Below are 25451 nucleotides of genomic sequence, written 5' to 3'. Positions count from 1 at the left end.
CCACTAAGGTGGGCGCATGCCCACCTTATCGCGAGAGCAACCGGAACCGCCGTCCCGAGCCGAGCCGCACACGGCCCGGCGGACGGCCGAGTCGTTCGGTACGGACGCACAACGCTACGACCGGGCCCGGCCCGGCTACCCCGACCCAATGGTGGCGCGCATCGTCTCCGGCAGCCCTGGGCCCGAGGTGCTCGACGTGGGCTGTGGCACCGGTATCGCGGCCCGCCAGTTCCAGGCCGCCGGCTGCACGGTCCTCGGCGTCGAACCGGACGAGCGGATGGCCGAGTTCGCGCGGAGCCGTGGCCTTCGGGTCGAGGTGGCGACGTTCGAAACCTGGCAGGCGGCCGACCGGAAGTTCGACGCGGTCGTCGCGGCTCAGTCCTGGCACTGGGTCGATCCGGTCGTCGGCGCGGTCAAGGCGGCCCAGGTGCTGCGTCCGCGCGGGCGCCTGACGATCTTCGGTCATCTCTACGAGCCGCCCGCCGAGGTGGCCGAGCCGTTCGCCGCCGCCTACCGGCAGGCGGCGCCGGACTCGCCCCTCAGCCATCAGCCGGCCCGACGTCCGACGGCCACGTACCAGGCGGGGTATGCGAAATTCGCCGACGCCATCCGCCAGTCGGAACGCTTCCACGCCCCCGAACAGTGGCGATTCAACTGGGAGCACCCCTACACGCGCGACCAGTGGCTGGACCTGCTTGCTACGACCGGCGGCCTCACCCCACTGCCCACCGACGTGAGATCCCACATCCTCGACGCGGTCGGAACCGCCATCGACGCGATGGGCGGCTCCTTCACCATGCACTACACCACCCTGGCGACGACCGCCGTACGCGCCGACGCCTCCTGACTCGGAACGTGTCTCCATCAGATGGTGGGTGGGCTGCGGTCAGACCTCTGGGTCACTGGTGGCGCGAATGCCCCTGCTGATTCCCCGATACGGTCACTGCTCCAGTGAACTGACGCCTCAGAGGCAGCCCAGGGCTTTACCCACTTCGTAGACGGTGGGCCGGTCTTCGGGAGCGTGGCTGAGCATGTCGTCGATCACCTTGCCCAGCTCACCGGGCACCTTCACGGGGCGGCGCCTTCCATCGGCCACGGCCTTGCGCTGGACGGGGCGCGGAGCATCGTCCGGGTACTCGACCGCGCGCCATCCGGTGGCGGAGATGAGCAGGGAGGCGCCGAGGGCGTAGACGTCGGCTTCCGGTGTCGGCTCGGCTTCGCCGGTGGCGAGCACGCTGCGCGCGATCTCGGGTGCCTCGTAGTGGACGAGGCAGCCGCGGAACGGGAAGTCGTAGCCCTCGGGCACGTGCCCGCCCCTGGCAAGGGCGAGGTCAATGAGATGGGTCCGCTCCAGCCCGATGATGAAGTGCGCGGGCTGCACGTCGCCGTGTGCCCAGCCCTTCGCGTGGAGTTCGGCCAGTGCCTCGGCGCATTCCAGCGCCACACTGGCGTCAGGCGTGTTGGACGAGCCTTGCTCACGGCAGGAGGCCCACAGCCTGTACAGGTCCGGCCCTTCGTGCCACGGCTGGAAGTTCCACGTTCCGTGCTCCCATTCGCCGTAGGCGATCTCCTCGATGCCGAGGCGTTGTAGGACTGCACCCTCGCGGGCGGGGGCGAGCGCGGTCCAGGGCTGGGCGGGCCAGTCGGCCGTGGCCTCGATCGAATAGCCGACCTTTACGGCGTAGCGGCCCCGGGGGCCCTCCACATCCCAGACCATGGAGCCCCGACGTTTGAGGACCAGGCGCTGAGTGGTGGGCATGAGCGCGTCGAGCACCACGATCGGCAGTTCAGGGGTTGAGCCGGACAACGTCTGTTCTCCTTCCAGGCGCACGCGGCCGACCAGAAGCCGAAACCGACCGCGCCGCCGACGTGGTGGGTGCTACGCCTGACCGTACGGTCGGCCGCAGTCCGAATCGCACTGCGCGAGGTTCGCGCCGTTGACCGTCCACAGGTCATCGAAGACCAGGAACCCGGCCGCCTTCATGGCACGCACCGACGCAGCGACGATCTGCGGGTCGCGGCCTGGTCCACCGGGCTCGGGATTGTGGTGCAGGAAGCGGCCCGCGTATTCCTCGCACAGTTCGGCGTAGCCCTTGGTGTGCAGGATGAGCGCGTGCAGGCCGAGGTCCACATCGTCCGACGGAACCATGGGGACGGTGGCAGTGGCCGCCGTGACCAGGAACGCGACCGCCTGGTCGGCGATCCGCTCGGCACGCTCGGGCGACTGCCTGTTGTGGATGACCACGAAGTTGGCGAGGCTCTCGAACAGCTCCTCGCCGGCCACCGCGCGACCGGTCCTTTGATCGTTCGCCGTTGCCGTCATGCGAAAACTCCTCGTGTGTGACGGTGCGTGGGACAGACCGCCCGATGGGGCCGCCGAGCTTGACTCAGGGACGACCAGGAGGCGGGCTGGGGTGGCCGCCCCGAACGGGGAAAGGGGGAGCCAGGAACCTGGCCTGCGTTCGGGCGGCCGGTCTACAGGCTCATGGCAAAAGCCATGCCGATCACCAGGCCGCACGACCCGCTGATCATGACGATGAGCAGGACACCCGCGTACTGGCCGATGGCGCGCATCACAGGCCGTCCCGGCTGCTGGCGTTCTTGATGGCCAGACGTGCGCTCAGTTCCTCCCGCGCACTCGGCGCCACCACGTTGCTCGGCAAGGCATCCCACTCAACGCCGCCACCGATGGGCCTTATCTGGACCCGGCCGCCGATCTCACCCATGACGATGCCGATACATCCCCTGACGCGGTCCTTCGCCAGGTCACCGATGTCTGGTCTGGTCTGCTGGTTGCTCGCCATGTGCAGGAGCATCGCGTTCCGGGAGCCGCCGCCAGAAGGTCAGGCTGATTACCCAACTTGGGTAACATCGCGGCAAGTAGAGTCCCAACAACGTTGCGTAGCCCTCGCAGGGGGAGCCGCCCAATGCCCGACGCCGACCGGCCGCAGGAACTGCCTGCCAGGCTGCTCACCGATCCCGAGATGATCGACGCGTGTCGAGTGCGGGACTTCTCCAGAGTGTTCCGGCTGGTCAAGATCAAGGCAGGCATCTACCCGTCGATGATTGCCAGGCGATGCGATCTGACACCCAGTCGCGTTGGCGAAGTCATCGCAGGGAAACGCCAGTTGCAGCACATGGACGTGATCGAGCGCATCGCAGATGGCTTGCGCATCCCCGGAGACATGCTCGGGCTCGCCCGCCGACAGTGGGAGACCCCTCAGGCCCTTGTGGTCGCCGAGCGAGCGCTACCCCAGCTACCCGAGCCCGAACAGCAAGCCACCACGTCCTTACCAGGCCCCGATGTGGACAGCATCTTGGCCTTGGCCACCCGAACAAGCTTGAGCACAGCCACACTTGAGGCTTTCCGCTCCTCCATCGAGGACTACTGGCGACGGGACAACCAGCACGGCGGCGAAGCGCTGCGGCCGGCCATCGTCGGCCAGCTCCGCTACGTCGTCGGACTCCTGAAAGAGCACCGGCCACCATCCATCCAAAACGGCCTGTACGGCATCGCAGCCGAACTGGCACGCCTCACCGGCTGGACCTACTTCGACGCCCGCCAGTACAGCCAAGCCCGCGCCTACTTCACCGAAGCCCTGCAACTCGCCAAGGAGATCGACGACCGCCAGTTCATGGCCAACGTCCTAGCCTGCATGAGCTTGCAGGGCACCTACCAGGACAAGCCCGCAGACTCCCTGGCACTCGTGACCGCTGCCCAGGACCAGGCCCGCTCCGCACTCGACACCACCCCGCGCGTTCTGTCCATGCTGTCGATGCGCGAAGCCTTCGCGCATGCCACCCTCGGCAACCGGGATGCCACCCACCAGGCGATCGGGGAAGCACACAGCCATTTCGAGCAGATCCGGCAGAGCGATCCCGACCCGTCATGGGTGGCCTACTTCGACGAGCCGAAGCTCATCGTGGACACCGGCATCGCCCATGGCCGACTCGGCGAAGCATCGACCGCAGAGCCACTGATCGCGGATGCTCTGCGGCGGGAAGACCGCAGCAATCAGCGTGGCCGTGCGTTTCACGCCTTCTGGCTCGCCCGTACGCAACTGGACCAGGGCAAGCTTGACCAGGCGTGCCACACCGCCACACAGGCTCTGGAGTCCGCGTCGACCGTGGCGTCCGAGCGCGTGACAGGCCATCTCAGGGAGTTCTACGACCAGTTGGCTCCCCACAGGCAGGAGCCCGTAGCCCTGGCCTTCGAGGCACGGCTACGGGAACTCCTACCGCTGGTCAGCGGACCGCTTCGTCCATAAGCAGGTAGAGCAGGCCGACGAGCGATCCGCTGCTCACGACCTCGCGGCGGTCGATCATGCCCCGGATCTCCGAGAGGGGAATCCACTCGATGCGGTCGGACTCGTTCTTCTCCGTGGGAGGTCCGGCGTAGGTCGCACCGTCAACGCGGAAGACGTGGTGCTGCGAGTCGGTGATGCCGTTGGCCGGTTCGGCGTAGATCAGAGGCTTGATGGGACCAGGGCGCCAGCCGGTCTCCTCCAGGACTTCGCGGCCAGCAGCCTCCTCGGGAGTCTCGCCCTCCTCGACCAGACCCATGGGCAACTCCCAGGCCCACGAGTCAGTGATGAAGCGATGCCGCCACATCATTAGAACCTCTTGCCGGTCGTTGACCACGGCGGCCACGGCCAGGTGCCGGAGGCGAACGACGTGGTACTCCCACCTGCGCCCGTCAGGCTGCTGAACATCGACCAGACACAGATTCACCCACCTGTTGGTGTAGATCTGTCGCTCACCGTGGGTCTTCCACTCCATGCGTGCGGCCCCTCTCGATCGGACCCCAGGATCTCAGACTGATCGGGAGAGGGAGGCTCATTCAGCTCTTTCGCGTCAACCTGACGAGATGCTCCCGGCTGGTGCCGAGGCCCTTTGGCTGACGCGCACTTGACGGCGTTCTGCGTGCTGCCGCTGGCGGGGTTGGTGGTGTTCTGGGCTGGCGGACCGGGCGGCGGGCTGCTCGGCGCTCTGTCGGGGCTGGAGGCGCTGGCGGTGGCTGGCCTCGGCGTCGAGGTCGTGTTGTACGCCAGGTCGGCACCTGGTGCGGCCTGAACCTCTACCGTTGACCCACGGCTCCGAGCGGGCCGGTTGTGTAGAGCGAGGAAGGGGCAGATGGACGAGTCGTTGCCGACGGCGTTGCTGGCGGTGTTGGCCGAAGGCGTCGGCGGGGAGGGCGGGCGCCAGCTTGTGGAGGAACTGGCGCGGGCGCTGGCACAGGATCCGAGTGCCTCCGCACAAGTGCTTGCCGAGGCGGCTGCCCAGCCCGCCCGGCAGGAAGCGGTGCGGTCCTGGGGCGACCGGTTGGCCGACCTGTTCGTCGCCGATCCGCAGATCGCGCAAGCGGTTGCGGAGGCTATGCAGCGGCATACGCCGGGCAGCGCGGAGGCCTGGTATCGAGGGGACCACATCGACTTCACGGGCGGGGTCTTCCTGGGCAATGTGGTCGGCACGCAGGTCGTGATCCAGCAGAACGGACCCGCGGAATCGGATCCCTGGATGAAACCCGACGACTACCTCCGCCAGGTGAACCAGGGCTCGGTCTACACGCACCGCTGGCGACTCGTCGGACGTACTCAGATCCTGGACAGCCTCGTACCGTTCGCCAGGAACGAGCACGGAGGCGTCGCGCTCCTCATCGGTAGGGGTGGAGTCGGGAAGACGAAGATCGTGACGGCCCTGTGCGAAGCGCTTCGCGAGGCAGAGCCCGCCGTCGAAGTACGGGTGCTCGGCCCCGACCCGGACATCGGCCCAGGCGCGTTCAGGGAACTGCCGAGCACGGGCAGTCTGCTGGTGATCGTCGACGACGCACACAACCACACCCTCCCCCTGGAAAAGATCGTCGCCGGGGTCCGGAGCGCCAACGGCTCCGCCAACGTACTGCTCTCCCTACGGCCCTACGGTGCGGCCCACGCTCGCCGCGCACTGGCCCAGGCCGGTCTGCACGCGAGCGAGGCCACCTCGGTCGAGATCGGGGACCTGGAGTTCGACGACGCCCTCTCCCTGGCCAGCGAGATTCTGGACGAAGCGGTACGGCTTCACGCACCGAGGCTCGCCACTGCGGCGCGGGATTGCCCACTGCTGATCGTCACCGGCGCGGCGCTGATCAACAGCGGAGCCCTGGATCCTCGAAGAATCGAAGGCGACGAGCAACTCCACCTGGAACTCACGGACCGGCTTGCCGAGGCGCTGACCGCCGATCCGGCATCTGTCCAGGTACCCCAGGACCTGCTTTCCGCCCTCGCCGCGTTCCAGCCTGCGCGGCTCGCGGAACCGGAGGTTCGCACGTCGCTGGAAGCTCTGACAGGCTTGCCGTTCGACGTCTGCGCCCGCCACTTGGCGACCCTGGAAGGCGCCGGGGTGGTCCTGAGCCACGGCACAACCCTACGTCTCGTGCCGGACCTGCTGGGCGACGCCCTGCTCGTCAAGGCAGCGCGTCACAGCAGCACAGGTCTGCCCACGGGCTACCTCGCCCGAGCCATGGAAGCCGGCCAGGGCAGCGCGCTGGCCAACCTGGTGGTGAACACCGGCCGTGTGGAGTGGCAACAGCAACAGGGCACCAGCACCGGAGGGCTGATCGAGCCCTTGTGGGAGCAGATCACGGCAGCGTTCCGAGCCGCGGACGCACGGGAGCTGGTGAGTCTGCTGGAGGTCGTGGCGAAGGTCGCCTTCTTCCAACCACGGCGGGTTGTAGACCTGGCCACATGGGCGGCGGACAACCCCTGCGCCCCCGTCACCGCGGAAGTCGGGTTCGGATTGACCCACACCTGGACCGACACGGATGTGCGCTATGCCCTGGCCCCTGTCCTCCAGGCCGCCGCTCATTCTCTGGAGTTCCTGCCGCAGGCGGCCGCCCTTCTCTGGCGCCTGGGCTGCGACGACCCGCGCCCCCTGCCTCAACACCCCTCGCACCCCTTGCGGATTCTGGAGGAACTGGCCGGCTACACCCGCTGGGGCCCCACCGAGTACCAGCAGATCCTCGTCAGCCAGGTCGAGCGCTGGCTGGCCCGAGCACCCGCTCCTCCGTCTGTCCACCAGCCGCTGAGCGTGCTCGCCCCCGTACTGAGCACGGAAGGCCATGACGAGCTGTGGACACCCACGACCTGGACCTTGACCTTCCGCCCCTACGTGCTGACCCCCACCAGTGAGGTCCTGGACATGCGCGGCGCGGCGCTGGACCTGGCGTTCGAGGAGCTGGGACACCCGCAGCTCGAACGCGCCTCGGCGGCCCGTTCCCTGATCGGCAACGCAATCAGCCTGCCACTTGGCGGTTTCGGGCTGACGGTGACAGACGCCATGTGCCAGCCGTGGATCCCACACCTCGCGAGCACCATCGACCGGCTGCACCGGTACATCGTTGAGCACGCCCTGCCGCCGGCAATCCTGGTCGCCGTGCGCACTGAGCTGGGCTGGCTCGCACAGCACGGCCCCGACGGCCTCCGCCGCCCCGCCGAAGACCTGTTGAGCGCAATACCCACCTCACCGGACAACGAACTCGCCCGGGCGCTACACGGACCGGCCGACCCGGCCGTCTACTCCGCCGTCTCGGATTCGCGTGCGGCGCAAGACGCACTGTTCAGCGACGTGATGGGCGCGCTCGCCGACTGGACAGACGACACGATCGCGGCGTGCGTCGATGTCTTGCTCAGCGAGAACTACAGGGTCTTCGGCACCGACAGCGGACGAGCCCGGTCCTTCATCTGGACGCTGGTCACCCACCGCCCGTCCGTCGGCGAAGCCATCTGCGAGCAGGCCATGGCCGCGCCCGAGTGCTCGCTGGCATCGCTTGTGTCGGTCACTGTCGCTGCAATGGGACACGCCGCCGGCGACCGCGCGGTCCACTGGGGGCGAACGCTCATGGGCTCGGAGAACACCGAACTCACCCGGGAAATGGCGCAGGCGTTTGGTCACCAGCGCGGTCGCGGCGATCTGCTGGACGGCGAGGCGGACCTGCTGCGCGAACTCGCCATCCACGGGGACAATATCGTGCGCAGGGCCGCTCTCGGCGCCGTGCGCGTCATCGCCACGCAGCACAAGGACCTGGCCGTCGAACTGCTCACCGCATCGCCCGCCCTGGAGACAGCGGACCTCGACGCGTTCGCCCTGGCCGTGGCCGGTGCCCCATACAGTTCGCTGTCCTGGTCGGATCTCTCCAAGGAACAGCAGGAGGCATTTCTCACCGCCCTGACCGCAGCACCGTCCATCGACGGCTACGAGATCGGCCGGTTCCTCGCAGAACTCGCCCGCACCGAACCCCTCTCCGTCATCGAACTGCTCGAAGCCAGGGCGGAGTCCTCATCACGCCAAGCGAGAGGCATGCACTCCGCCCTGCCCTTCCGCTGGCATGTGACACCGCCATTCCACGATCACGGCGACTTCCCGGACCTACTGCGACAGATCCGCGACTGGATCGCCGCCGAACCGGAATCCGCCCGCAGGCGCTATCTGGGAGCCCACCTCTTCGAGCTTGTCGCCGGGCCCTACGACGCCCGGGTCACCGCCGTGATTGACGAATATCTCGACGACAGCGACCCCGTGAAGATCACGGTCGCCGCGGCGATGTTGTCCAAAGCCCCACGGACACTGGTCTGGGACGTCGGGTTCGTACGCCGCTGCCTGCGAGCCGCGGACCGCCACGGAGACGCCAGCCTGAGAAGAGTGCGGGGCGCCCTCTATGAAGCCTGCATGAGCGGGATGCGTTGGGGGACGCCTGGCGAGCCCCACCCCGAGGATATAGAGCAGCAGGCGAAGGCCACTGAGCTGGCCGACGGATGCGCCCGGGGCAGCGTCGAGGAGCAGTTCTACCGCGATCTCGCGCACGCCACCCTGGACCGTATGCGGGACGAAACAGACGAACTCCCTCCGGACGGCCGAGACTGGTGAGGTCCAGACGCGCGACCGCCTTGAGCCGTGCGTTCTCGTGCGCGAGTGCCGCGCCCACCGGGCCGCTTTACATACGGCCCGATGTGACAGGTCACCCTACGGCCGTGCGGCCTGAATCTCCTCTTGCACTCGGCTCAGCGCCCGCTCGGCATGCGCCCGGACGCTGTCCCATGCGGCCGTGAAGTCCCGGACGGGGAAGGTCAAGCCGAGCGCCTGGTGAGCGGCGAGGAGCCGCGCCGAGGGCTTGGGATGAACCGCGGAGTTCCGCAACACCCGGACCTGGTCGAGGAGTTCGACGGCCTGCTGTACCGCGGCCTGGTCGATAGCGGGTAGATGACGGACGAGGTGACCTTCGAGACGGCCGAGAGCAGAGGCGGGTGCCCTGCCCGGGACCTGTAGATCGCGAAGGATGTCTGTGAGGACGACCAAGCCCGCTTGGAACCCGGCCTCGTCCTCGATGTCCTGGGCCAGCAGACTGGACCGGTCCATCGGCGGACGGGATACGAGCTGGTGGCCAAGCACCAGCTCGGTGGTGACGTCGAGGAAGTTGAACGCCCGCAGAAGGGCGCGTGGCTCTGCGTACGGCAGTGCGGCCGGAGGCTCGGGCGGCGACAGCGTGGCTGTGACCGCGGCAAGGTAGTCCGCGACCGTAGAGAAGTCGGCGTCAGCCAACATGCCCAGCCGCCCCGTGTTGTTTCCCTTGTTGTAGCGAATCCCCGGCCATTCCTGCTCGGCGATCGTCGCCATGTGGCCTACGTAGCCTCCCTTGGCCTCGGCCCGCGTCACCGAGGTGGCTAGGTCGACCTCGACGTCAGGCATGGCGAACGGCGAGTCGAGGATCCTGTCCTGAGCCTTGGTCAACTCGCGCATGAACACGAGCAGGCCCCGGCTGATCATTTCGGCCACCGGGTCATCCTGAACGTGGTAGAGCCCGGCAACCGTCAGGAAGACCACTCCGTCGTGGTCGGGGTTGTGATCGGTTCCCCACCAGCCGACTGCCCGGTAACGGTGGGTGAGCACAGTGCCCACCGCGGGGAAGCTGTTGAGCACGGCGACCGTGTCGTGTCTGCGGCGCCGCATGAGGTGATTGACGTAGAAGAACTTCGGGAACTCGCCGTGCTCAACGAACGTCGACCACACGACGTCAACGAGATACTGCTGTTCATCGTCGAGCGGATCTGCAAGGCCGGTCATAGCGCTGTACCCCTCTGTAAGCGAACAGAGCAGGATAGAGCGCCGAGTCTTGACCGACACCTGCGTTTCTCGCGCTTGTAGCCGAGGCCGTACCCCGATCCTCCTTCCGGGCCGGCTCCGGGGGAAAACGGTCTGGTCGCGGCGGCGGTGGTGAACGACGAGCCAGGTGCTGACGGCCAGGGCGACGAGGGCACGAACGTCCACAACCGCTCGGGGTGGAAGGGGACGTCGGCGCGGAAGACCGTGGAGGAGACGCCGTACTCCTCGGTCTCGGGGACATGGTCGCCGTTCAGCTCCCGCACCCAGCCCGGTGCCTGCTGCGCCCGGTCAAGGTCGAACAGTCGGGTGCCCAGCACGTGTTGGAGCGGGATCTGTCCCTGTACGGCATCGATGATCCGCGCGAGGGGGTTCAGCCGGGTGAGCGCCGCTCGCAGCCGTGCCGCGGACGCGTCGTCGACCAGGTCGAGCTTGTTCAGCACGATGACGTCGGCGAACTCGATCTGGTCCACGAGGAGATCGCTGACCGTGCGTTCGTCGTCCTTGTATGGGGCGAGACCGATCTCGGCGAGTTCGTCGCCGCTGTCCAGTTCGGGCAGGAAGTTGGCCGCGTCCACGACCGTGACCATGGTGTCCAGACGGGCCAGGTCGTCGAGGGTGGCGCCGTCGCGTGGTCGTGCCCGCCCCGAGGAACCCGGAGAGCACGGTTACGGGCAGTCGGCGGTCGTCGGGGCGCAGCAGCCCACGCTCGTACGCCATGACCAGCCGCTGCGGTACGAGGTGTTGGACGCCGTCGAGGGTGACCGGCACCAGCGTGGGGGTGGTGACCTTCCACTGTGCTCGGCGGTGGCGGGTGTTGCTGCGGCACATCTTCCGCTTGGGGACGGTCATGACTGGGTGAGCGAACACCGAGGACGCTGCGTAGTGCCCCGCCCGCCGGGCATTGTCCGCCGCCACATACCCGGCGTAGGCCCGCCTACGATGCACGATCGACTCATCGACCCGACTGCCCCACCGCCTCCGCCGCCGTGTCGACCGTCCGCTCGCTCACCCGCGACTCCCTTCTCGCGTACTGCGAGAGCCGGATCGCCTCCTGTCCAGGATGGGCGGGAGGGGGTCATGCGAGGCTGCGGTGCCGGGCGGCGCCGTGCGCGAAATCGGGTACGTGCGACGTGCCCTCGCGCAGGTCGTCCAGGAACTGCCGGTAGGCATGAGCAACCGCGTACGCCGGTGCGTCGGCTCGGGGGTCCAGTTGCGGGACGCGCACGTACGATTCGGGCACGCTCAGGGGGGCGAGTCCGGTGGATGCCTCGCGGCCGCCTTCGAGGGTGAGCGGGCTGAGCTGGGGATGGCCGATCGGGGCGGTGAGGACGAGGTCGCCCTTCGTGCCGTTGATCTCCCAGCGGAAGTTGGTGCCCCGGGACATGCCGCCGCGGTAGTGGAAGGTGGCTGTCGCGCCGCCCGTCAGCCGTCCGGAGGCCACCACCTGGTCCGCGGCGGTCATGGGCACGGGCTGCCCGCTCTCGGTGTCCACGGCCGACGTACGCCGCGACTCCAAGTGGATCCGTAGTTCCTCGGGCTCGCCCAGGACGGACGCGAGTCCGTCGAGGGCGTGGCTGAAGGGAATGGTCAGCAGGGTCGCGCCGTTGGCGGCGTCGAGCACGTAGTGATCACCAGGGCGGACGGTGGCGCCCCAGGCGCCGCCGGAGCCGACGACCGTCGTGGACAGCACCTCCCCGACGTAGCCGTCGGCCACGAGATCCCGTGCGTAGGCGAGGGCCGGGTGCGACCGCGCCTGGAGTCCGACGACGGTCGGCACAGCGCGGACGCGCGCTCGCCGTGCCAGATCCTCCGCCTCCGCGAGCCCGTTGCCCAGCGGCCACTCGCACAGCACGCTCTTGCCGGCGCTCAGCGCGGTCAGCACCAGTTCCCGGTGGTGCGGCACTTTCACCGCCACGACCACGAGGTCCACTTCGTCGCAGGCGGCCAGCTCGGCCGCCGTTCCGAAGGTGCGGGACACACCGTGTTTCTGCCCGGAGCGCTCCGCCGACTCTTTCGAACTCGTGCTCAGGGCCCTCAACTCGTAACCGGCGACGGCGCGCAGGGCGGGCAAGTGCGAGCGCTCGGCCCAACTCCCGTGCGCCCCAAGCCCGATGATCCCGACGCCGATCGGCTTCTCGGAGCGGGCCAGTTCGGCGAGCGGTGACGTGGAAGTGTTCATGATGCGCGGCCGTTCCTTTGCTCGCTGTCCAGCAGGGCCATGAGGGGTGCGGCGTACCGGGAGCCGGCCACCGCGTCGGCCGGGACCGCCCCGCCGATCGCGCGGAGGTCCGCATCGGTCAGGGCGAGGTCGGCCGCGGTCACGGCCTCCTCGACGCGGTGCGGTCGGCGGGTGCCCAGGACGGCCACGACGGTGCCGTGCCGGCGGCTCTGGGCGATGACCCAGGCGGTGGCGAGCTGCGCGACGCTGATGCCGCGTGCGTCGGCAAGCGGCCGGAGCCGGTCCACGAGGGCGAGGTTCGCGGCGAGGTTGTCGGGGTGAACGCGGGGCAGCCAATGGGCGCGCGGGTCGCTTCCGGCGGGTTGGCGGTAGGCGCCGGTGAGCAGGCCGTGTGCGAGGACCCCGTAGGCGGTGACACCAATGCCCAGCTCACGGCAGGTGTCCAGAATGCCGCTGGTCTCGGGGCCACGGCTGAACAGGGAGTACTCGATCTGTACGTCACGGATCGGGTGCACGGCGTGGGCGCGGCGGATGGTCTCCGGTCCCACCTCGGAGAGCCCGATGTGGCGTACGTAGCCGGCCTGGACCAAATCGGCAATGGCGCCGATCGTGTCCTCGACCGGGGTGTCGGGGTCCAGGCGGGCGGGGCGGTAGATGCCGACGTGGTCGGTGTCGAGGCGGCGCAGCGAGTAGGCGAGCGCGTTCTTGACATGGGCGGGACGGCCCTCGATGCCGACGAAGGCTCCGTCGGGGCCGCGCAGCCCGCCGAACTTGACGCTCAGAAGCACCCTTTCGCGATCGTCGGCGCGGAGGGTGCGGAGCGCGCGGCGGATGAGGTCCTCGTTGTGGCCCATGCCGTAGAAGTCGGCGGTGTCGAGGAGGGTGACGCCGGCGGCGACGGCCGTGTGGATGGTGGCGATGGCGTCGGCCTCGTCGGCGGGGGCGGTGTGGTCGGACATGCCTGCGCAGCCCAGTGCGAGAGGGGCTACCTGTGGGCCGCCGGTGCCAAGGGGTCGGGTCTGCATGGATCCTTCCGGGGGCGAGAGAGGCGGGCGCGGCGCGGTGGATGGCGGTCGGCCGAGGAGCAGCCGCCTGCTAGCGTTGACATTTCAACACTAGGAAGAGGCGCGTTGATATGTCAACACGAGTTGGCGAAACTGCCGAGCCGAACGATCCGATCGGCGACACCACACCGGAGCCGGTGGAGCTCTGGTCCGCCTTCAAGCGCGCCCACGAGATCGTCCGGGCCCGCGTGATCGCGGACACCGCCGAGGCGGCGGGCCTGTCCGAGCCGGACCTGACGATCCTCGTCAACCTCGACAAGGCGGGTGGCGCCCTGCGCCAGAGCCAACTCGCCGCGTCGCTCGGCTGGGACCGCACACGCATCTCCCACCAGCTCACCCGTATGGCCAAGCGCGAACTCGTCACCCGCGAACGCGCCGACGGTGTCACCGTCACCCTCACCGACACCGGACGCCAGGCCATCACCAACGTGCGCCCCGGCCTGGAAGCCGCGGTACGCCGCCACTTCACCGACAGGCTCTCCGCGCAGGAGATCGAAACACTGAACTCCGTGTTGCGCCGGCTGTAGCCATCGGGCCCCAGCCACTGGGTCGGCGGTCACGGCGATTCACAGGGGCAAGTGATGCCTCTTCGGGCCGACGTCGAACGCGTGCTTGTCGAAGCGGAGCGTCGAGAACGCAGGCCTATCAACGGGTGCGTCTTTCGGGCGTCATGGACGTAGCGCTCGGCCTTCCCGCCGCACTGCTCGCCGGCATCTCTGGAGCTGCCTGGTCTCTCAGCAGGGGCGGGCTTCCTCCGCAGCGACGTGAGACGCACCGAGAACCGGCGCAGCCGGCTGGCGTGGGCTGAGGTCGAAGCGGGAGCCCGCCTGCTTCTCGCACAGGAGTCTCAGCTGGATCGCGAAGCCATCCAGGAAGCACTCCGGAACCTGCTCGACAGCCGGACCTGCACGCAAACACCGCTCACGCTCGACGCTACTGACTCGAGTCCGGACACAGGCGCGCTCAGGCGTGGGCCTCGCTCGGTTTGTCGAGGAGAGCAAGCTCCTCCTCAGTCAGGCGAAGGGCGCCGGCGGCGATGTTCTCGGCGAGGTGGGCCAGGTTGGTGGTGCCGGGGATGGCCAGCATGTGGGGTCCGCGGTGGAGGGTCCAGGCCAGTCGTATCTGGGCGGGCGTCGCATCGTGGGCGCGGGCGACCGTGTGGACGCGAGCGTCGTGGTCCTGAGTGGGGGCAGCCTCGCGCCGCAGGCTGGAGATGGCGAAGAACGGGACGAAGGCGATGCCTTGCTCCCGGCACAGGTCCACCAGCCCGCTCTCGTCGTCGCGGCGCCAGTCCAGGCCGTAGGAGTTCTGTACGCAGACCACGGGCGCGATTGCCCGGGCTTCGGCGACGTGCTGCGGCCGGACGTTGGAGAGCCCGAGGTGCCGGACCAGGCCCGCCGCGCGCAGCTCGGCGAGGGCGCCGAAGTGCTCGGCGATTGAATCCATGCCGTCGCTTCGCAGGTTCACCACGTCCAGGTGGTCCCGGCCGAGCTGGCGCAGGTTCTCCTCGACGTGGCCGCGTAGTTGGTCGGGGCGGGCCATGGTCAGCCACTCGCCGGAGGGGGCGCGACCCGGGCCGACCTTGGTCGCCACGACCACGTTGTCGTTCCAGGAGGCGAGGGCCCGGTTGATGAGTTCGTTCGCGGAGCGCAGCGGCGAGAAGTAGAAGGCCGCTGTGTCGATATGGTTGACACCCTGCTCGAACGCGCTGTGCAGCAGCCGGACGGCGACATCGCGGTCGATCGGAGTGCCGTCGGAGTTGCCCATCATGCCGTTGCCGGTCAGCCGCATCGCGCCATAGCCGACGCGGTTCACCTCCAGGTCCCCGAGCTTCCAGGTCCCTGCTGCCGCTGCTGCTTTCACCGTGCTCCTCAACCTGTTGCTTCGTCAGGATCTGGAGTATGAGGGGCTGCGGGGTGCCGCGAAAGATCAACAGGCTGGGCGAAACGCCACATGCGTTTCGGGAACGAACTATCGCCGCCCAGCCGTTGGACCTGCCGAGAGTCTTCGATCAGGACGTCGTAGGCACACACCCACCAGCAAAGCGATCAGGCTGCCTGTGCGAGGCAGTACGGGGCAGTGTCACGGCGTTCGGCAGAGCAGGCCGTGCGGCGGGCCAAGCGTGTCATCAAGGTGAGGGCGGCCCAGGTGATCAGCGATTCGATCAGCGGATCGCGCGCGACCTGGACGGCCTTGGCCATCCCGTCGCACTGCGTCAACTGGCGGGCGCCGACGGATGGGTGGCGCTCGTCCACTCCCGGCTGGCCACCAACGCGGCCAAGCGCAACGACCTCGACACCGCCATCGCGCACGCTCACCGTGCGCACGAACTGGTCCAGCGCTCGGGCCACCGAAGCGTGGCGCGAGCCGCCGAGGTCTTCGACGAATTGGACACCTACCCCGACGACTCACCCGCCCACCAGTTCCTCGGCAAGCGCTGCGGCTGCTGGGTCTGAACCACTTCCACCTCGGCGACCGCGACGAATCCCCCGCCTGGACCCGCAAGGCCCTGCACGAATGGGAGTGAGTGGTTCACGCCAGGGTGACGTGCATGCCGCCCTCGGCCAGGAGGTCGAGGACCAGGGCGAAGAGGTCGTAGGGGTGGCCGTCGGAGGACAGGACGTGGGACAGGTGCTCGCGTGCGGTGGCGGCGTCGTGCCAGAGCAGGGTCGCGGGGGCGGTGTAGCCGAAGGTGCCGCCGAGGCAGTCGTCGATGGCGGCGAGGCAGCCGCCGAAGTAGCCGCCCGGGCCGTTCACCGCCTCGCCGAGGGCCAGGTAGAGGCCCGGTTCGTCGGTGACGTGGCGACCGTCGAGTTCGTAGGCGTGTCCGGCAGGTCGGTCAGCGATGGTGCGATAGGCGGTTCGCTCGCGGACGAGGTCGTGCCAAGCCCAGCGGCGCCGGGTGTCGAGATCGGCCCAGGCGGCCTTCGTGGCGGGCGGGCCGGTGAACCACTGCTCCCAGATGGGCCGGGCGTGTTCGGGGACGGGCGTCCAGAATGCTCCGTCGAGCTCCAGGTCGATCAGGTCCGTGTCGTGCGGTGATGGGCGCCAGGCACTGACTCTGGTCCAGAGGAGACGTTCGGTGAGCTGCTCGCCTTGGTGGTCCCGTATCTCCAGGGCTGCCTGCTCCAGGTCCAGCGCCCGCCGGGTGCCCTTCGCCAGTGCTGCCCGTAGCTCGTCACCCTGGGTGAGCCCGCGCAGGACGAGCGGAGGTGTTGATCGCCTGGGCGGCAGGACGCGGGTGAACTCCCGGCAGGAGCCCAGCCATTGGCGCCCGTCGTGCACGCGCACGCGGCCCCTGTGCCCCTCGGGCGGGCCTTCGTAGTCGTCCAGTCCGGTGAGTACGAGGCTGTCTGTCGCGGTGAGCCGGCCCAGGCTCTCCGCGTCCTCCAGCAGCCAGGGTTCGAGCGAATCGTCGTCCGGTACCAGCCAGACCCGGTGGCCCACCCAGGCGCCCACTTCCCCTTCCGGGACCCAGCCGAACAGCTCGTACGTCCCGCGCTCGGGTTCCCCGAACAGCCCGTCCGCCTCGGCGCAGGCTCCCCAGGCGTGCCCGTGCTCCGTCTCGGTCAGCGTGTACCGCGATCGCCCGCGATGGTCCTCGTCCTCGTGCACGCCTGGAATCATGCACGGACCGGGTTCCAGCGGTGTAGCCATTTTCCCCCGATGCCGAGTCAGCGGCGGGAGCGCACCCGGGCGTCCTTCGGCGGGCGGTCGTCCGGCATCCGTTCAGCCCTCGGGACGCAGCAACCCGCGCTCGTACGCCTTGACCAAGTGCTGCGGTACGAGGTGTTGGACGCCGTCGACCGTGACCGGCACCAGCGTGGGGGTGGTGGCCTTCCACTGTGCTCGGCGGTGACGGGTGTTGCTGCGGGACATCTTCCGCTTGGGGACGGCCATGACGAACCTCCTGGGTGGGTGAACAGCGGAACATCGAGGACGCTACATGAAAATGGATCCCATTAACAATTGGTCGGGCGGGGGCGCGGGCCACCGCCCCGTGCGGAGGGTGTGACACCCAGCCCCGCCTGTGCGCTGGATCTGGTGAACAGTGAGAAGGAAGTACGGCCCACTTTGACGACCATCCAACACAGCCGGGCGGGCAGACGGCAGGCCATGCGCCGGATCCGGCCCCGCCGCTCTCCCGCGGCACCCCTGCTCGCGCTCGCATGGGCCGGCGCGGGCGCCGTGGTCTGGCTGTGGTGGCACAACACCCCGGCCGTCGCCCCGACCACCGCCGACCGGCTGGCGAACGCGGGCCGGATCACCGGACTGCTCGCCGGATACGTGATCGCCCTGGTCATCGCCCAAATGGCACGCGTCCCGGCCCTGGAGCGCCGGGTCGGGTCCGACCGAGTGGTGCGCTGGCACGCGAGAAGCGGCCGTTACGCGCTGACCCTGACCATCGCCCACGTGGTGCTGATCCTCTACGGCTACGCGCTACAGGCGGACACCGGCATCGTGGCGCAGACGGTCTCCGTCGTCACCGAGTACCCGAGGATGGTCGAAGCAGCCGTCGGCACACTGCTGCTGCTCCTCGTCGGCCTCGTGTCCGCCGGTGCGGTACGCCGCCGAGTGCGCTACGAGACCTGGTACTACCTGCACCTGCTCACCTACGCCGCGGTCTATCTCGCCTTCTGGCACCAACTCGCGACGGGCAGCGAGTTCGCCGCCGACGCGGTCGCCCGTACGGCCTGGTATGCCCTGTACGTCATGGTCGGCACCCTTCTGCTGTGGTACCGCGTGTTCACCCCGCTGCGGCTCAACCTCCGTCACCGCATGCGGGTCGAGTCGGTCGTGCGGGAGGCGCCGGGCGTGGTCTCCGTGCTGATCCGGGGCCGTCGACTGCATCGGCTGGGCGCCGAGGCCGGGCAGTTCTTCCGCTGGCGGTTCCTGGCAAGGGGCCTGCGGTGGACCGCGAACCCGTACTCCCTCTCGGCGCCGCCCCGCCCCGACCTGCTGCGCATCACCGTCAAGGCCGTCGGCGGGCACAGCGCGGCGCTGGCCCGACTGCGGCCAGGCACACGTGTCTGGGCGGAGGGCCCGTACGGGGCGATGACGGCGGCTCGCCGCAGCCGCGGCAAGGTGCTCCTGCTCGCGGGCGGGGCGGGCATCACCCCTCTTCGAGCCCTCTTCGAGACGCTGCCCGGCGGTCCCGGCGACCTGACACTTCTCTACCGGGCCCGCACGGCCGAGGAGTTGGCGTTGCGCGACGAACTGGAGGAGATCGCGGACGAACGCGGAGCCCAGCTCCTGTACGCCCTCAACAGCCCGGACGGGCGACGGCGCGCGATCACCGCGAAGATGCTGCGCAAAATCCTGCCGGACATCGCTCACCACGACGTGTATCTGTGCGGGCCGCCGGGCCTGGCCGAGGAGTCGTACGCCGCACTCCGCGAGGCAGGGGTCCCGCACCGCCGTATCCACCACGAGTCCTTCGAGTTCTGAGGCGCCGCTGTGACACCCGCTACCCCTGAGACGCTGGAATTCGCATGAGGAAGAAGCACCCGTTCCGCCACGCGCTGCTGGCCGCCGTCGGTACGGTCTCCGGCATCGTGCTGCTGATCGCGCTCAAGCCGACCACGGACCCTTCGCTTCCGCAGGCCGGGTCCGCGGTCACGTCGAACGTCGCCGTGTCCCCATCGGCGTCCTCGCACTCCGCGTCCACATCCGCGTCACCCTCGTCGTCGAAGTCGTCGAAGGCATCGGAGAAGAAGCGCACCGCGTCCCCTTCTCCCTCCGCCCCTTCGTCCGCGCGCGCTTCCAGCACAGCACCGGCAGCACCCACGCGAACCAGCAGCGCGCCCTCCGCCCCGAAGACCACCGAGGCCGCCTCCACCACCCGCACCGTGACCGGCGCCACGGCCCAGACCAATTACGGCCCCGTCCAGGTACGGATCACCCTCACCGGCGGCAAGATCACCGCGGCGAACGCGGTCCAGTATCCCGACGAGACGGCCCGCAGCAAGGACATCAACTCCACGGCCATCCCCAAGCTCAACCAGGAGACACTCCAGGCACAGAGCGCGGACATCGACACGGTCTCCGGCGCCACGTACACCAGCGCGGGCTACAAGCAGTCCCTCCAGAGCGCCCTGGACCAGGCCGGCGTCTGAGCCCCATGACGCCGACACAGCGATGCGCCTGACCCGGCACGGGCGTGGAGGTCAGCGGCGTGAGCGCACCCGGGCGTCCTTCGGTGGGTCGATGAACTGAAGCTCCAGCGTGACCGGTGGCTCGGCCACGCCCGGCCCGCCCGCGGCCACCCAGCGCACGACCTCCTCGGTGCTGTCGTCGTCCGTCGCGAAGCCCACCCACGTCGGTCGGCCGCCCGCGCGGCGTCCGGCCGACGAGGGGCCGACGACGATGACGTTCGCCTGGTCGCAGGGGCCCAGGCAGTCGGTCGTACGGATCCGGAAGCCGTGCTCGGCGGCCGCGGCGCGCAGCACCTCCAGTTGCCCCTCGTGATCGGTGCCCGGGTGCTTGCGGGCGTTGCCGCAGCAGCAGCCGCGGCAGACGACGAGTGAGCAGGCGGACCCGGACAGGGAGGTGGTGCGGGAGGCGGTGCGGGGCATCGAAGACATGACAGAAGTCTGGGCCCTGCGCTGACCGTCGTGATCACCGGGCCCTGCGCTGCGTATGGTTGACGGCGTGACCGACAGCAGCAAGCGGCCGCTCGCCGTGTTCGATCTGGACAACACCCTTGCCGACACCGCCCACCGGCAACGGTTTTTGGAGTCCAAGCCCCGTGACTGGGAGGGCTTCTTCGCCGCCGCGCCCGCCGACCCGCCGATTCCCGAGGGCATCGCGCTGGTGCGGGCCAGTGCCGAGGAGTGCGAGGTCGTCTATCTGACCGGGCGGCCCGAGCGCTGCCGTGCGGACACGCTGGAGTGGCTCGCGGCACAGGAACTGCCCGAGGGCCGGGTGTACATGCGGCGCGACAATGACCGCAGGCCCGCCCGCCGCACCAAGTTGGAGATCCTCCGCCGCCTGGCCAGGACCCGGGAGATCCGGGTCCTGGTGGACGACGACGAACTCGTCTGCGCGGACGCCGAACAGGCCGGGTTCCGGGTCGTACGGGCGCGCTGGACCGCCCCTTCCGCCGCGCTGATGTCCGCGCAGGAGCGGGAGGGGCGGACCTGAGGTCCCGGCAGCGCGCTCAGCCGGTCACGCTCAGCCCAGCCGCGCTCAACCGGTCTCGTCCAGGCGGAAGCCGACCTTCATGGTCACCTGCCAGTGCGCGATCTGCCCGTCGTTGAGCTGGCCGCGTACCTCGACCACCTCGAACCAGTCCAGGTTGTGCAGGGTCTGCGAGGCCCGGTTGATGCCGTTACGGATCGCCTGGTCCACGCCCTCGGGCGAGGTGCCGACGATGTCCGTGACCCGGTAGGTGTGGTTCGACATGTGGGTGCTCCTCTCGCACACGCGTCACTCCACCGTGCCCCAAGCCGGGGCATCGCGCGAGCCGTCCGTCACCGCGCCACGCTCAGTGACAGCGCGAACCGGCCCTCCTCGTCCGTCCACCAGTGGGACAGCTCAAGCCCCGCAGTGGACAGCTCGGCGCGCACGCCCTCCTTCCGGAACTTCGCCGAGATCTCGGTGTACAGCTCCTCGCCCGCCGCGAAGTCGACGGCCAGGTCCAGCGCGGGCACCTTCACGGTCTGCGCGGTGCGGGACCGCAGCCGCATCTCGATCCACTCGTTCTCGGCGTCCCACAGCGCCACATGGTCGAAGGCGCCGGGATCGAAGTCGGCGCCGAGTTCCCGGTTGACGACCGTCAGGACGTTCTTGTTGAACTCGGCCGTCACCCCGGCCGCGTCGTCGTACGCCCGCACCAGCACCTTCTCGTCCTTGACCAGGTCGGTGCCGAGGAGCAGGGCGTCGCCCGGCACCAGCAGCGAGCGGACCCGGGCGAGGAAGTCGGCGCGTTCGGCGGGCAGCAGGTTGCCGATGGTGCCGCCGAGGAACGCCACCAGCCGGGGCCCCGGGGTGTCGGGCAGGGTGAGGCCGCCGGTGAAGTCGGCGATGAGCGCGTGCACATCGAGTCCGGGACGCTCCTCGATGAGGGCGTGCCCGGCCTGGGTGAGGGCGCTGTCGCTGACGTCGACGGGGACGTAGGTGTGCAGTTCGGTGAGCGCGTCGATGAGGTACCGCGTCTTCTCCGAGGAGCCGGAGCCCAGTTCGACCAGGGTCCGGGCCCGGGTCGCGGCGGCGATCTCGGGCGCGCGGGCGATGAGGATCTCGCGTTCGGCGCGGGTCGGGTAGTACTCGGGCAACTCGGTGATCTGCTCGAAGAGTTCGCTGCCGACGGCGTCGTAGAACCACTTCGGCGGGAGGGTCTTGGGGGTGCGGGTCAGACCGTGCAGGACGTCGGCGCGCAGGGCGGCCTCCGTGGCGTCCTCGGGCAGTTGGCGGGTGAGATGGAACGGGCTCACGTGCGGGGCTCCTTGGAGGGTGCGGGTGCCGAGTTCTCGCCCGGCTCCTTCAGCGGAGTGAGAGTGACGTCCGTGCGGCTCGCGACGAGGAGCGTGCGGTCCGGGACCTCGTGCCAGAGCGGATCGTCGTCGTACGGTTCGGAGGCCACGACCGTGCCGCGGCCGGGCTCTGTGCGGTACCACAGGGTGTCGCCCCAGGTGGTCGCCGTGATGCTGTCGCCGCTGGTCAGCAGCAGGTTCAGGCGTGCGCCGGGCGCCGCCTCGGCGACCTCGCGGACGGTGTCGGCCAGGGCCTGGCCCTCGGCGTCCCCGGCCCGCAGCCGGGCCAGGACCAGCGCCCACACGAACGCCGAGTCGTTACGGGCCTCCAGCGACAGCAGATCCGTCGCGGACAGGGTGCCGGTCAGCGGCGCCAGGGAGCCGGGCCAGCCCGGTACGGCGCCGTTGTGGCTGAACAGCCAGGCGCCGGAGGCGAAGGGCGCCGCCGCGGCCTCCGCGTCCGCACCGGACAGGGTCGCGTCCCGGACCGCCGCCAGCAGGCACGTCGTGCGTACGACGCGGGCGAGATCGGCGAAGGACAGGTCCGCCCAGATCGGCCCGGCCCGCCGGTACCGGGCCGGCACCGGATCACCGGACGCGTACCAACCCACGCCGAAGCCATCGGCGTTGACCGTGCCGTGCTGTTGGAACCGGGGCGCCCAGGACTGCCGGTACAGGCCGTGCGGGGGCCGTACGAGGTGGGCGCCGAGCGGCTCCTCGGGCCCCAGATACGCCAGATGACGGCACATCAGACGGCCTCCGAGCGGGCCGTGCGGAACCCGGAGAAGATCTGCCGGCGGATCGGGTAGTCCCAGTTGCGGAACGTGCCCCGGCAGGCCACCGCGTCCACGGCGAACGAACCGCCGCGCAGCACCTTGTACTCAGGACCGAAGAACACCTCCGAGTACTCCTTGTACGGGAAGGCGACGAACCCCGGGTAGGGCAGGAAGTCGCTCGACGTCCACTCCCACACGTCCCCGATCAACTGCCGGACGCCGAGCGGTGATTCGCCCTCGGGGTAGCTGCCGACGGGGGCCGGGCGCAGATGCCGCTGGCCGAGGTTGGCGTGCTCGGACGCCGGGTCGGCGTCGCCCCACGGGTAGCGCATGGAGCGGTCGCCGGCCGGGTCGTGCCGGGCGGCCTTCTCCCACTCGGCCTCGGTGGGCAGCCGCCGCCCGGCCCAGCGGGCGTAGGCGTCGGCCTCGTACCAGCTGACGTGCACCACCGGCTCGTCCACCGGCACCACCTCGGTCACCCCGAACCGGCGGCGCAGCCACTGCTTGCCGTCGCGCTGCCAGAACAGCGGTGCGTGGATGGAATGTTGCCGGATGTGGGCCCAGCCCGCCGGGTCCCACCAGCGTTCGTTGTCGTAGCCGCCGTCCTCGATGAACGCCTGGTAGGCGCCGTTGGAGACGGGCGTGGTGTCGATGTGGAAGGCCGCCACCTCACGCCGGTGCGCGGGGCGTTCGTTGTCCAGCGCCCACGGCTCGGTCGAGGTGCCCATCGTGAACGGGCCGCCGGGGACCAGGACTTCGGCCGGGCCGGTGAGCAGCGGGGCCGGTTCCGGGTCCGGGGCGGTCAGGGCCTGCGGGCCCGTGCGGAGCTGATGGGTGATCAGCATGGTCTCGTCGTGCTGCTGTTCGTGCTGGGCGATCATCCCGAAGGCGAAGCCCGCCTCGGTCAGCCGGCTCCCGCCGAACGCGGTGCTCTCCAGCAGGTCGAGCACCCGCCCACGCACCTCGGCCGCATACAGCCGGGCCTCGGCGGGCGGCAGCAGCGGCAGCGAGGGACGCTCGGAGCGCGGATGCTCGAAGGCGTCGTAGAGGCCGTCTATCTCGGGGCGCATGGCCTCCCGGCCGGCGACCGCCCGCAGCAGCCACTGCTCCTCCTGGTTGCCGATGTGCGCCAGGTCCCACACCAGCGGGGACATCAGCGGGGAGTGCTGCGCGGTCAGGTCCGGGTCCTCGACGCAGCTGGTGAGCAGCGTGGTGCGGTCCCGGGCGGTGATGAGCGTGGTCAGGGCCCGTTCCCGGAGCGCCTCGGTCTCGGTCATGGCGTGCGGTCCTTCCCGTGCAGGCGGTCGAGCAGATCGTCGGCGGGACAGCGGCCCCGGGCGATGTAGCGGTCCCGGTACGCGGCCACGGCGGCCGTGACCTCGGGGGCGGCGCCCATCCTCGGCAGCGCCTCCAGCGCGGCGGCGAAGCAGATCACCGCCGCCTCGTGCAGCTCCGGATCGCTCAGGCCGTGCATGGCCGCGTCGGTCCACAGCGGATTGTGCGGCGCGGGCAGTGGCTGCGCCCGCTCGGACAGCGGCTTGACCGCGCGGTAGGCGGTCTCGGCGGCCTGCGGATCGTCGAACAACGCGGCCGCCACGGCGAGCGGGACGATCCAGCCGTCCTCGCCCGGCTGGGCGTCGATCATCCGCAGTTCCAGATGACCGCGCGGTCGGACCGGCGGGAACAGGGTCGTCAGGTGGTAGCCGAGATCCTCTTCGGTGGGCGGCCTGGGCACCGCCGATCGGGTCCACTCCCGGAAGGTGAGCCCCTCCGGGACCTCCCAAGGGCCCTGGTCCTGGCGTACGCACATCACCGGCGCGTCCAGCACATGCCGGGCCCACGCGGCGCGCGGATCGCCGTCCAGCGGGGGAGCGCCCGCCCGGCCCGCGCCGATCTCCATCCACAGCAGCTGCCGGGTGGAGCGCCAGCCGGTGGGCTCGTTGCCGACGAGGGGCGAGTTGGCGAAGGCGGCCACCAGCACCGCGCCGAGCTGATGGGCGAGCCACCAGCGCCGCACATGGCCGAGCGGCCCGGGCTCCTCGTGGCCGGCGTCCAGGCAGACCTGGACCGATGCCGAGGTGCACATCATGGCGCGGCCCGCCGGACCTCTGCGGTCCAGGCAGGCCTCCATGGCGTCGTAGCGGGGTTCGCGCAGATAGCGGCGGGGTTCGTGCCACGGGTCGTGGCCGATGCCGACCAGTCCGAGACCGTGTTCGCGAAGGCTCGCGCGTACGGCGTCGAGGTCGGCGGAGACGGTACCGATGCACTCCGTCAGGGAGGCGGCGGGCGGCGAGCTGAGCTCCAGCTGGCCACCGGGCTCGACGGTGAGCGCCGACCTCAGAGGCACGGTCCGCAGGGCGGCGTAGGCCGCCCGGAGTCGTTCGGGTGTGACGGGGAGCTGCGGGCTGCGCAGCTCGTGGACCAGCCATTCCACCTCGACACCTATGGTGCGGGGCGGTCCGGTCTTGAAGCAGATACCGCGGACCAGGGCCTCGACCTCGGCCTCGGAGACCGAGGTGCGGGGCCTGGTACAGCCGCTCGGCGAAGAGCCGCTGGACGAATCTGGCATATCGGGATCCTCCTGATATTCCACCATGCCACCGGCCCGGCATTTCGGGTGGGCCGGGCAGGCACACTCGTCCCACCCAAGACGCTGAACCGGCTCGGCACAAGGGCGCCTCCCGGGATGTTCCGGATCGGTCACATCCAGTTCCCGCGCGTTTTCGGAGGCGTTCGGGGACCAGGAAACTCGGTTGCACCTCCCGTAGAGCATCGCCCACGATGCGTGCATGAGCACGACGGGGGAGCGCGCCGGGCGCGCGCT

At 69.6% G+C, this 25451-nt stretch carries 26 protein-coding genes and 2 pseudogenes; 9 read left to right on the top strand and 19 right to left on the bottom strand.

What is annotated here, in order from left to right; all coding sequences use genetic code 11:
- The first annotated feature begins 16 nt into the window (after positions 1-16).
- On the top strand, positions 17-847 hold the full coding sequence (locus BN159_RS06505; RefSeq protein ID WP_015656129.1) for a class I SAM-dependent methyltransferase: 831 nt from the start codon (positions 17-19) through the stop codon (positions 845-847).
- 117 nt (positions 848-964) lie between these two features.
- Here the strand turns inward: BN159_RS06505 and BN159_RS06500 are convergent, their stop codons facing one another.
- The 3 genes from BN159_RS06500 to BN159_RS06490 form a co-directional block, all read right to left on the bottom strand.
- Positions 965-1807, bottom strand: coding sequence for a protein kinase family protein (locus tag BN159_RS06500; RefSeq protein ID WP_015656128.1), 843 nt, complete (start codon positions 1805-1807; stop codon positions 965-967).
- 72 nt (positions 1808-1879) lie between these two features.
- On the bottom strand, positions 1880-2323 hold the full coding sequence (locus BN159_RS06495; protein WP_015656127.1) for a glycine-rich domain-containing protein: 444 nt from the start codon (positions 2321-2323) through the stop codon (positions 1880-1882).
- Between the two features lie 250 nt (positions 2324-2573).
- Positions 2574-2816 carry a hypothetical protein gene (locus tag BN159_RS06490; protein ID WP_015656125.1) on the bottom strand — a complete coding sequence of 81 codons (243 nt, stop codon included), beginning with the start codon at positions 2814-2816 and terminating at the stop codon, positions 2574-2576.
- A 111-nt stretch (positions 2817-2927) separates the two neighbouring features.
- Here BN159_RS06490 and BN159_RS06485 point away from each other — a divergent pair, with 111 nt between their 5' ends.
- Positions 2928-4268 (top strand): tetratricopeptide repeat protein, encoded by a 1341-nt coding sequence (locus BN159_RS06485; protein WP_015656124.1) that lies wholly within the window; start codon positions 2928-2930, stop codon positions 4266-4268.
- Here the strand turns inward: BN159_RS06485 and BN159_RS06480 are convergent.
- Positions 4246-4779 carry an NUDIX hydrolase gene (locus tag BN159_RS06480; RefSeq protein ID WP_015656123.1) on the bottom strand — a complete coding sequence of 178 codons (534 nt, stop codon included), beginning with the start codon at positions 4777-4779 and terminating at the stop codon, positions 4246-4248. The genes BN159_RS06485 and BN159_RS06480 overlap by 23 nt on opposite strands.
- A 114-nt stretch (positions 4780-4893) precedes the next feature.
- Between BN159_RS06480 and BN159_RS06475 the strand changes: the two genes are divergently transcribed.
- Both BN159_RS06475 and BN159_RS06470 read left to right on the top strand, forming a co-directional pair.
- Positions 4894-5073, top strand: a complete 180-nt coding sequence (locus BN159_RS06475) for a hypothetical protein (RefSeq protein ID WP_041818885.1) — start codon at positions 4894-4896, stop codon at positions 5071-5073.
- Positions 5074-5133: 60 nt separating this feature from the next.
- On the top strand, positions 5134-8901 hold the full coding sequence (locus BN159_RS06470) for an ATP-binding protein (RefSeq protein WP_015656122.1): 3768 nt from the start codon (positions 5134-5136) through the stop codon (positions 8899-8901).
- Positions 8902-8997: 96 nt separating this feature from the next.
- Here BN159_RS06470 and BN159_RS06465 read toward each other — a convergent pair whose 3' ends face one another.
- The 5 genes and pseudogenes from BN159_RS06465 to BN159_RS06450 all read right to left on the bottom strand — a co-directional run bounded on the left by BN159_RS06465 (position 8998) and on the right by BN159_RS06450 (position 13338).
- Complete coding sequence (locus BN159_RS06465) at positions 8998-10095, bottom strand: hypothetical protein (protein WP_015656121.1); 1098 nt, start codon at positions 10093-10095, stop codon at positions 8998-9000.
- A 191-nt stretch (positions 10096-10286) separates the two neighbouring features.
- A pseudogene (locus BN159_RS06460) lies at positions 10287-10760 on the bottom strand (GTP-binding protein); the annotation flags it as partial.
- A 58-nt stretch (positions 10761-10818) separates the two neighbouring features.
- Positions 10819-10983: pseudogene (rpmF, locus tag BN159_RS43685) on the bottom strand (50S ribosomal protein L32); the annotation flags it as partial.
- 226 nt (positions 10984-11209) lie between these two features.
- Positions 11210-12313, bottom strand: coding sequence for a Gfo/Idh/MocA family protein (locus BN159_RS06455; protein WP_015656119.1), 1104 nt, complete (start codon positions 12311-12313; stop codon positions 11210-11212).
- The gene (locus BN159_RS06450; protein WP_041818882.1) at positions 12310-13338 is read right to left on the bottom strand and encodes an aldo/keto reductase; all 1029 of its coding nucleotides are present in this window, start codon (positions 13336-13338) and stop codon (positions 12310-12312) included. Before BN159_RS06450 ends, BN159_RS06455 begins: the two co-directional genes overlap by 4 nt.
- A gap of 110 nt (positions 13339-13448) precedes the next feature.
- On the opposite strand from BN159_RS06450, the gene BN159_RS06445 reads away from it, so the two are divergent.
- Positions 13449-13904, top strand: coding sequence for a MarR family winged helix-turn-helix transcriptional regulator (locus tag BN159_RS06445; RefSeq protein WP_015656117.1), 456 nt, complete (start codon positions 13449-13451; stop codon positions 13902-13904).
- Between the two features lie 436 nt (positions 13905-14340).
- On the opposite strand, the gene BN159_RS06440 is transcribed toward BN159_RS06445, so the two are convergent.
- Together BN159_RS06440 and BN159_RS45665 are read right to left on the bottom strand one after the other, a co-directional pair.
- Positions 14341-15252 (bottom strand): aldo/keto reductase, encoded by a 912-nt coding sequence (locus BN159_RS06440; RefSeq protein WP_408055015.1) that lies wholly within the window; start codon positions 15250-15252, stop codon positions 14341-14343.
- Between the two features lie 173 nt (positions 15253-15425).
- Positions 15426-15578, bottom strand: coding sequence for a hypothetical protein (locus tag BN159_RS45665; RefSeq protein ID WP_157901079.1), 153 nt, complete (start codon positions 15576-15578; stop codon positions 15426-15428).
- Positions 15579-15617: 39 nt separating this feature from the next.
- Here BN159_RS45665 and BN159_RS06435 point away from each other — a divergent pair, with 39 nt between their 5' ends.
- Positions 15618-15833 (top strand): hypothetical protein, encoded by a 216-nt coding sequence (locus BN159_RS06435; protein ID WP_015656115.1) that lies wholly within the window; start codon positions 15618-15620, stop codon positions 15831-15833.
- Positions 15834-15909: 76 nt separating this feature from the next.
- On the opposite strand, the gene BN159_RS06430 is transcribed toward BN159_RS06435, so the two are convergent.
- Both BN159_RS06430 and rpmF (BN159_RS06425) read right to left on the bottom strand, forming a co-directional pair.
- Positions 15910-17004: a barstar family protein gene (locus BN159_RS06430; RefSeq protein WP_015656114.1), complete on the bottom strand. Its 1095-nt coding sequence runs from the start codon at positions 17002-17004 to the stop codon at positions 15910-15912.
- Between the two features lie 102 nt (positions 17005-17106).
- Complete coding sequence (gene rpmF, locus BN159_RS06425; RefSeq protein WP_015656113.1) at positions 17107-17277, bottom strand: 50S ribosomal protein L32; 171 nt, start codon at positions 17275-17277, stop codon at positions 17107-17109.
- 216 nt (positions 17278-17493) lie between these two features.
- Between rpmF (BN159_RS06425) and BN159_RS06420 the strand changes: the two genes are divergently transcribed.
- Both BN159_RS06420 and BN159_RS43190 read left to right on the top strand, forming a co-directional pair.
- Entirely contained in the window at positions 17494-18825 is a 1332-nt protein-coding gene (locus BN159_RS06420; RefSeq protein ID WP_015656112.1) for a ferredoxin reductase family protein, read from the top strand.
- Between the two features lie 44 nt (positions 18826-18869).
- Positions 18870-19493: an FMN-binding protein gene (locus tag BN159_RS43190; protein WP_015656111.1), complete on the top strand. Its 624-nt coding sequence runs from the start codon at positions 18870-18872 to the stop codon at positions 19491-19493.
- Between the two features lie 51 nt (positions 19494-19544).
- Here the strand turns inward: BN159_RS43190 and BN159_RS06410 are convergent, their stop codons facing one another.
- Positions 19545-19961 (bottom strand): (2Fe-2S) ferredoxin domain-containing protein, encoded by a 417-nt coding sequence (locus BN159_RS06410; RefSeq protein ID WP_015656110.1) that lies wholly within the window; start codon positions 19959-19961, stop codon positions 19545-19547.
- A 67-nt stretch (positions 19962-20028) separates the two neighbouring features.
- Between BN159_RS06410 and BN159_RS06405 the strand changes: the two genes are divergently transcribed.
- Positions 20029-20520, top strand: coding sequence for a phosphatase domain-containing protein (locus tag BN159_RS06405; protein ID WP_041820908.1), 492 nt, complete (start codon positions 20029-20031; stop codon positions 20518-20520).
- Between the two features lie 45 nt (positions 20521-20565).
- Here the strand turns inward: BN159_RS06405 and BN159_RS06400 are convergent, their stop codons facing one another.
- From BN159_RS06400 to egtA, 5 genes are all read right to left on the bottom strand, one after another.
- Complete coding sequence (locus tag BN159_RS06400) at positions 20566-20781, bottom strand: dodecin (RefSeq protein WP_015656108.1); 216 nt, start codon at positions 20779-20781, stop codon at positions 20566-20568.
- A gap of 68 nt (positions 20782-20849) precedes the next feature.
- Complete coding sequence (gene egtD, locus BN159_RS06395; protein ID WP_015656107.1) at positions 20850-21812, bottom strand: L-histidine N(alpha)-methyltransferase; 963 nt, start codon at positions 21810-21812, stop codon at positions 20850-20852.
- On the bottom strand, positions 21809-22600 hold the full coding sequence (egtC, locus tag BN159_RS06390) for an ergothioneine biosynthesis protein EgtC (RefSeq protein ID WP_015656106.1): 792 nt from the start codon (positions 22598-22600) through the stop codon (positions 21809-21811). The genes egtD and egtC overlap by 4 nt, the downstream gene beginning before the upstream one ends.
- Positions 22600-23904, bottom strand: a complete 1305-nt coding sequence (gene egtB, locus BN159_RS06385; RefSeq protein ID WP_015656105.1) for an ergothioneine biosynthesis protein EgtB — start codon at positions 23902-23904, stop codon at positions 22600-22602. Before egtB ends, egtC begins: the two co-directional genes overlap by 1 nt.
- Positions 23901-25196, bottom strand: coding sequence for an ergothioneine biosynthesis glutamate--cysteine ligase EgtA (gene egtA / locus BN159_RS06380; protein ID WP_015656104.1), 1296 nt, complete (start codon positions 25194-25196; stop codon positions 23901-23903). Before egtA ends, egtB begins: the two co-directional genes overlap by 4 nt.
- Positions 25197-25451 lie beyond the last annotated feature (255 nt).

Source organism: Streptomyces davaonensis JCM 4913 (assembly GCF_000349325.1).
GTDB lineage: Bacteria > Actinomycetota > Actinomycetes > Streptomycetales > Streptomycetaceae > Streptomyces > Streptomyces davaonensis.
This window is presented reverse-complemented; position numbering and strand designations above follow the sequence as displayed.

Coding starts and splice junctions, on each gene's coding strand:
- BN159_RS06505 (WP_015656129.1), top strand. CDS start 17: ATGCCCACCTTATCGCGAGAGCAACCGGAACCGCCGTCCCGAGCCGAG.
- BN159_RS06495 (WP_015656127.1), bottom strand. CDS start 2,323: ATGACGGCAACGGCGAACGATCAAAGGACCGGTCGCGCGGTGGCCGGC.
- BN159_RS06490 (WP_015656125.1), bottom strand. CDS start 2,816: ATGCTCCTGCACATGGCGAGCAACCAGCAGACCAGACCAGACATCGGT.
- BN159_RS06485 (WP_015656124.1), top strand. CDS start 2,928: ATGCCCGACGCCGACCGGCCGCAGGAACTGCCTGCCAGGCTGCTCACC.
- BN159_RS06480 (WP_015656123.1), bottom strand. CDS start 4,779: ATGGAGTGGAAGACCCACGGTGAGCGACAGATCTACACCAACAGGTGG.
- BN159_RS06470 (WP_015656122.1), top strand. CDS start 5,134: ATGGACGAGTCGTTGCCGACGGCGTTGCTGGCGGTGTTGGCCGAAGGC.
- BN159_RS06465 (WP_015656121.1), bottom strand. CDS start 10,095: ATGACCGGCCTTGCAGATCCGCTCGACGATGAACAGCAGTATCTCGTT.
- BN159_RS06455 (WP_015656119.1), bottom strand. CDS start 12,313: ATGAACACTTCCACGTCACCGCTCGCCGAACTGGCCCGCTCCGAGAAG.
- BN159_RS06450 (WP_041818882.1), bottom strand. CDS start 13,338: ATGCAGACCCGACCCCTTGGCACCGGCGGCCCACAGGTAGCCCCTCTC.
- BN159_RS06445 (WP_015656117.1), top strand. CDS start 13,449: ATGTCAACACGAGTTGGCGAAACTGCCGAGCCGAACGATCCGATCGGC.
- BN159_RS45665 (WP_157901079.1), bottom strand. CDS start 15,578: ATGGCCAAGGCCGTCCAGGTCGCGCGCGATCCGCTGATCGAATCGCTG.
- BN159_RS06430 (WP_015656114.1), bottom strand. CDS start 17,004: ATGATTCCAGGCGTGCACGAGGACGAGGACCATCGCGGGCGATCGCGG.
- rpmF (WP_015656113.1), bottom strand. CDS start 17,277: ATGGCCGTCCCCAAGCGGAAGATGTCCCGCAGCAACACCCGTCACCGC.
- BN159_RS06420 (WP_015656112.1), top strand. CDS start 17,494: ATGCGCCGGATCCGGCCCCGCCGCTCTCCCGCGGCACCCCTGCTCGCG.
- BN159_RS43190 (WP_015656111.1), top strand. CDS start 18,870: ATGAGGAAGAAGCACCCGTTCCGCCACGCGCTGCTGGCCGCCGTCGGT.
- BN159_RS06410 (WP_015656110.1), bottom strand. CDS start 19,961: ATGTCTTCGATGCCCCGCACCGCCTCCCGCACCACCTCCCTGTCCGGG.
- BN159_RS06400 (WP_015656108.1), bottom strand. CDS start 20,781: ATGTCGAACCACACCTACCGGGTCACGGACATCGTCGGCACCTCGCCC.
- egtC (WP_015656106.1), bottom strand. CDS start 22,600: ATGTGCCGTCATCTGGCGTATCTGGGGCCCGAGGAGCCGCTCGGCGCC.
- egtB (WP_015656105.1), bottom strand. CDS start 23,904: ATGACCGAGACCGAGGCGCTCCGGGAACGGGCCCTGACCACGCTCATC.
- egtA (WP_015656104.1), bottom strand. CDS start 25,196: ATGCCAGATTCGTCCAGCGGCTCTTCGCCGAGCGGCTGTACCAGGCCC.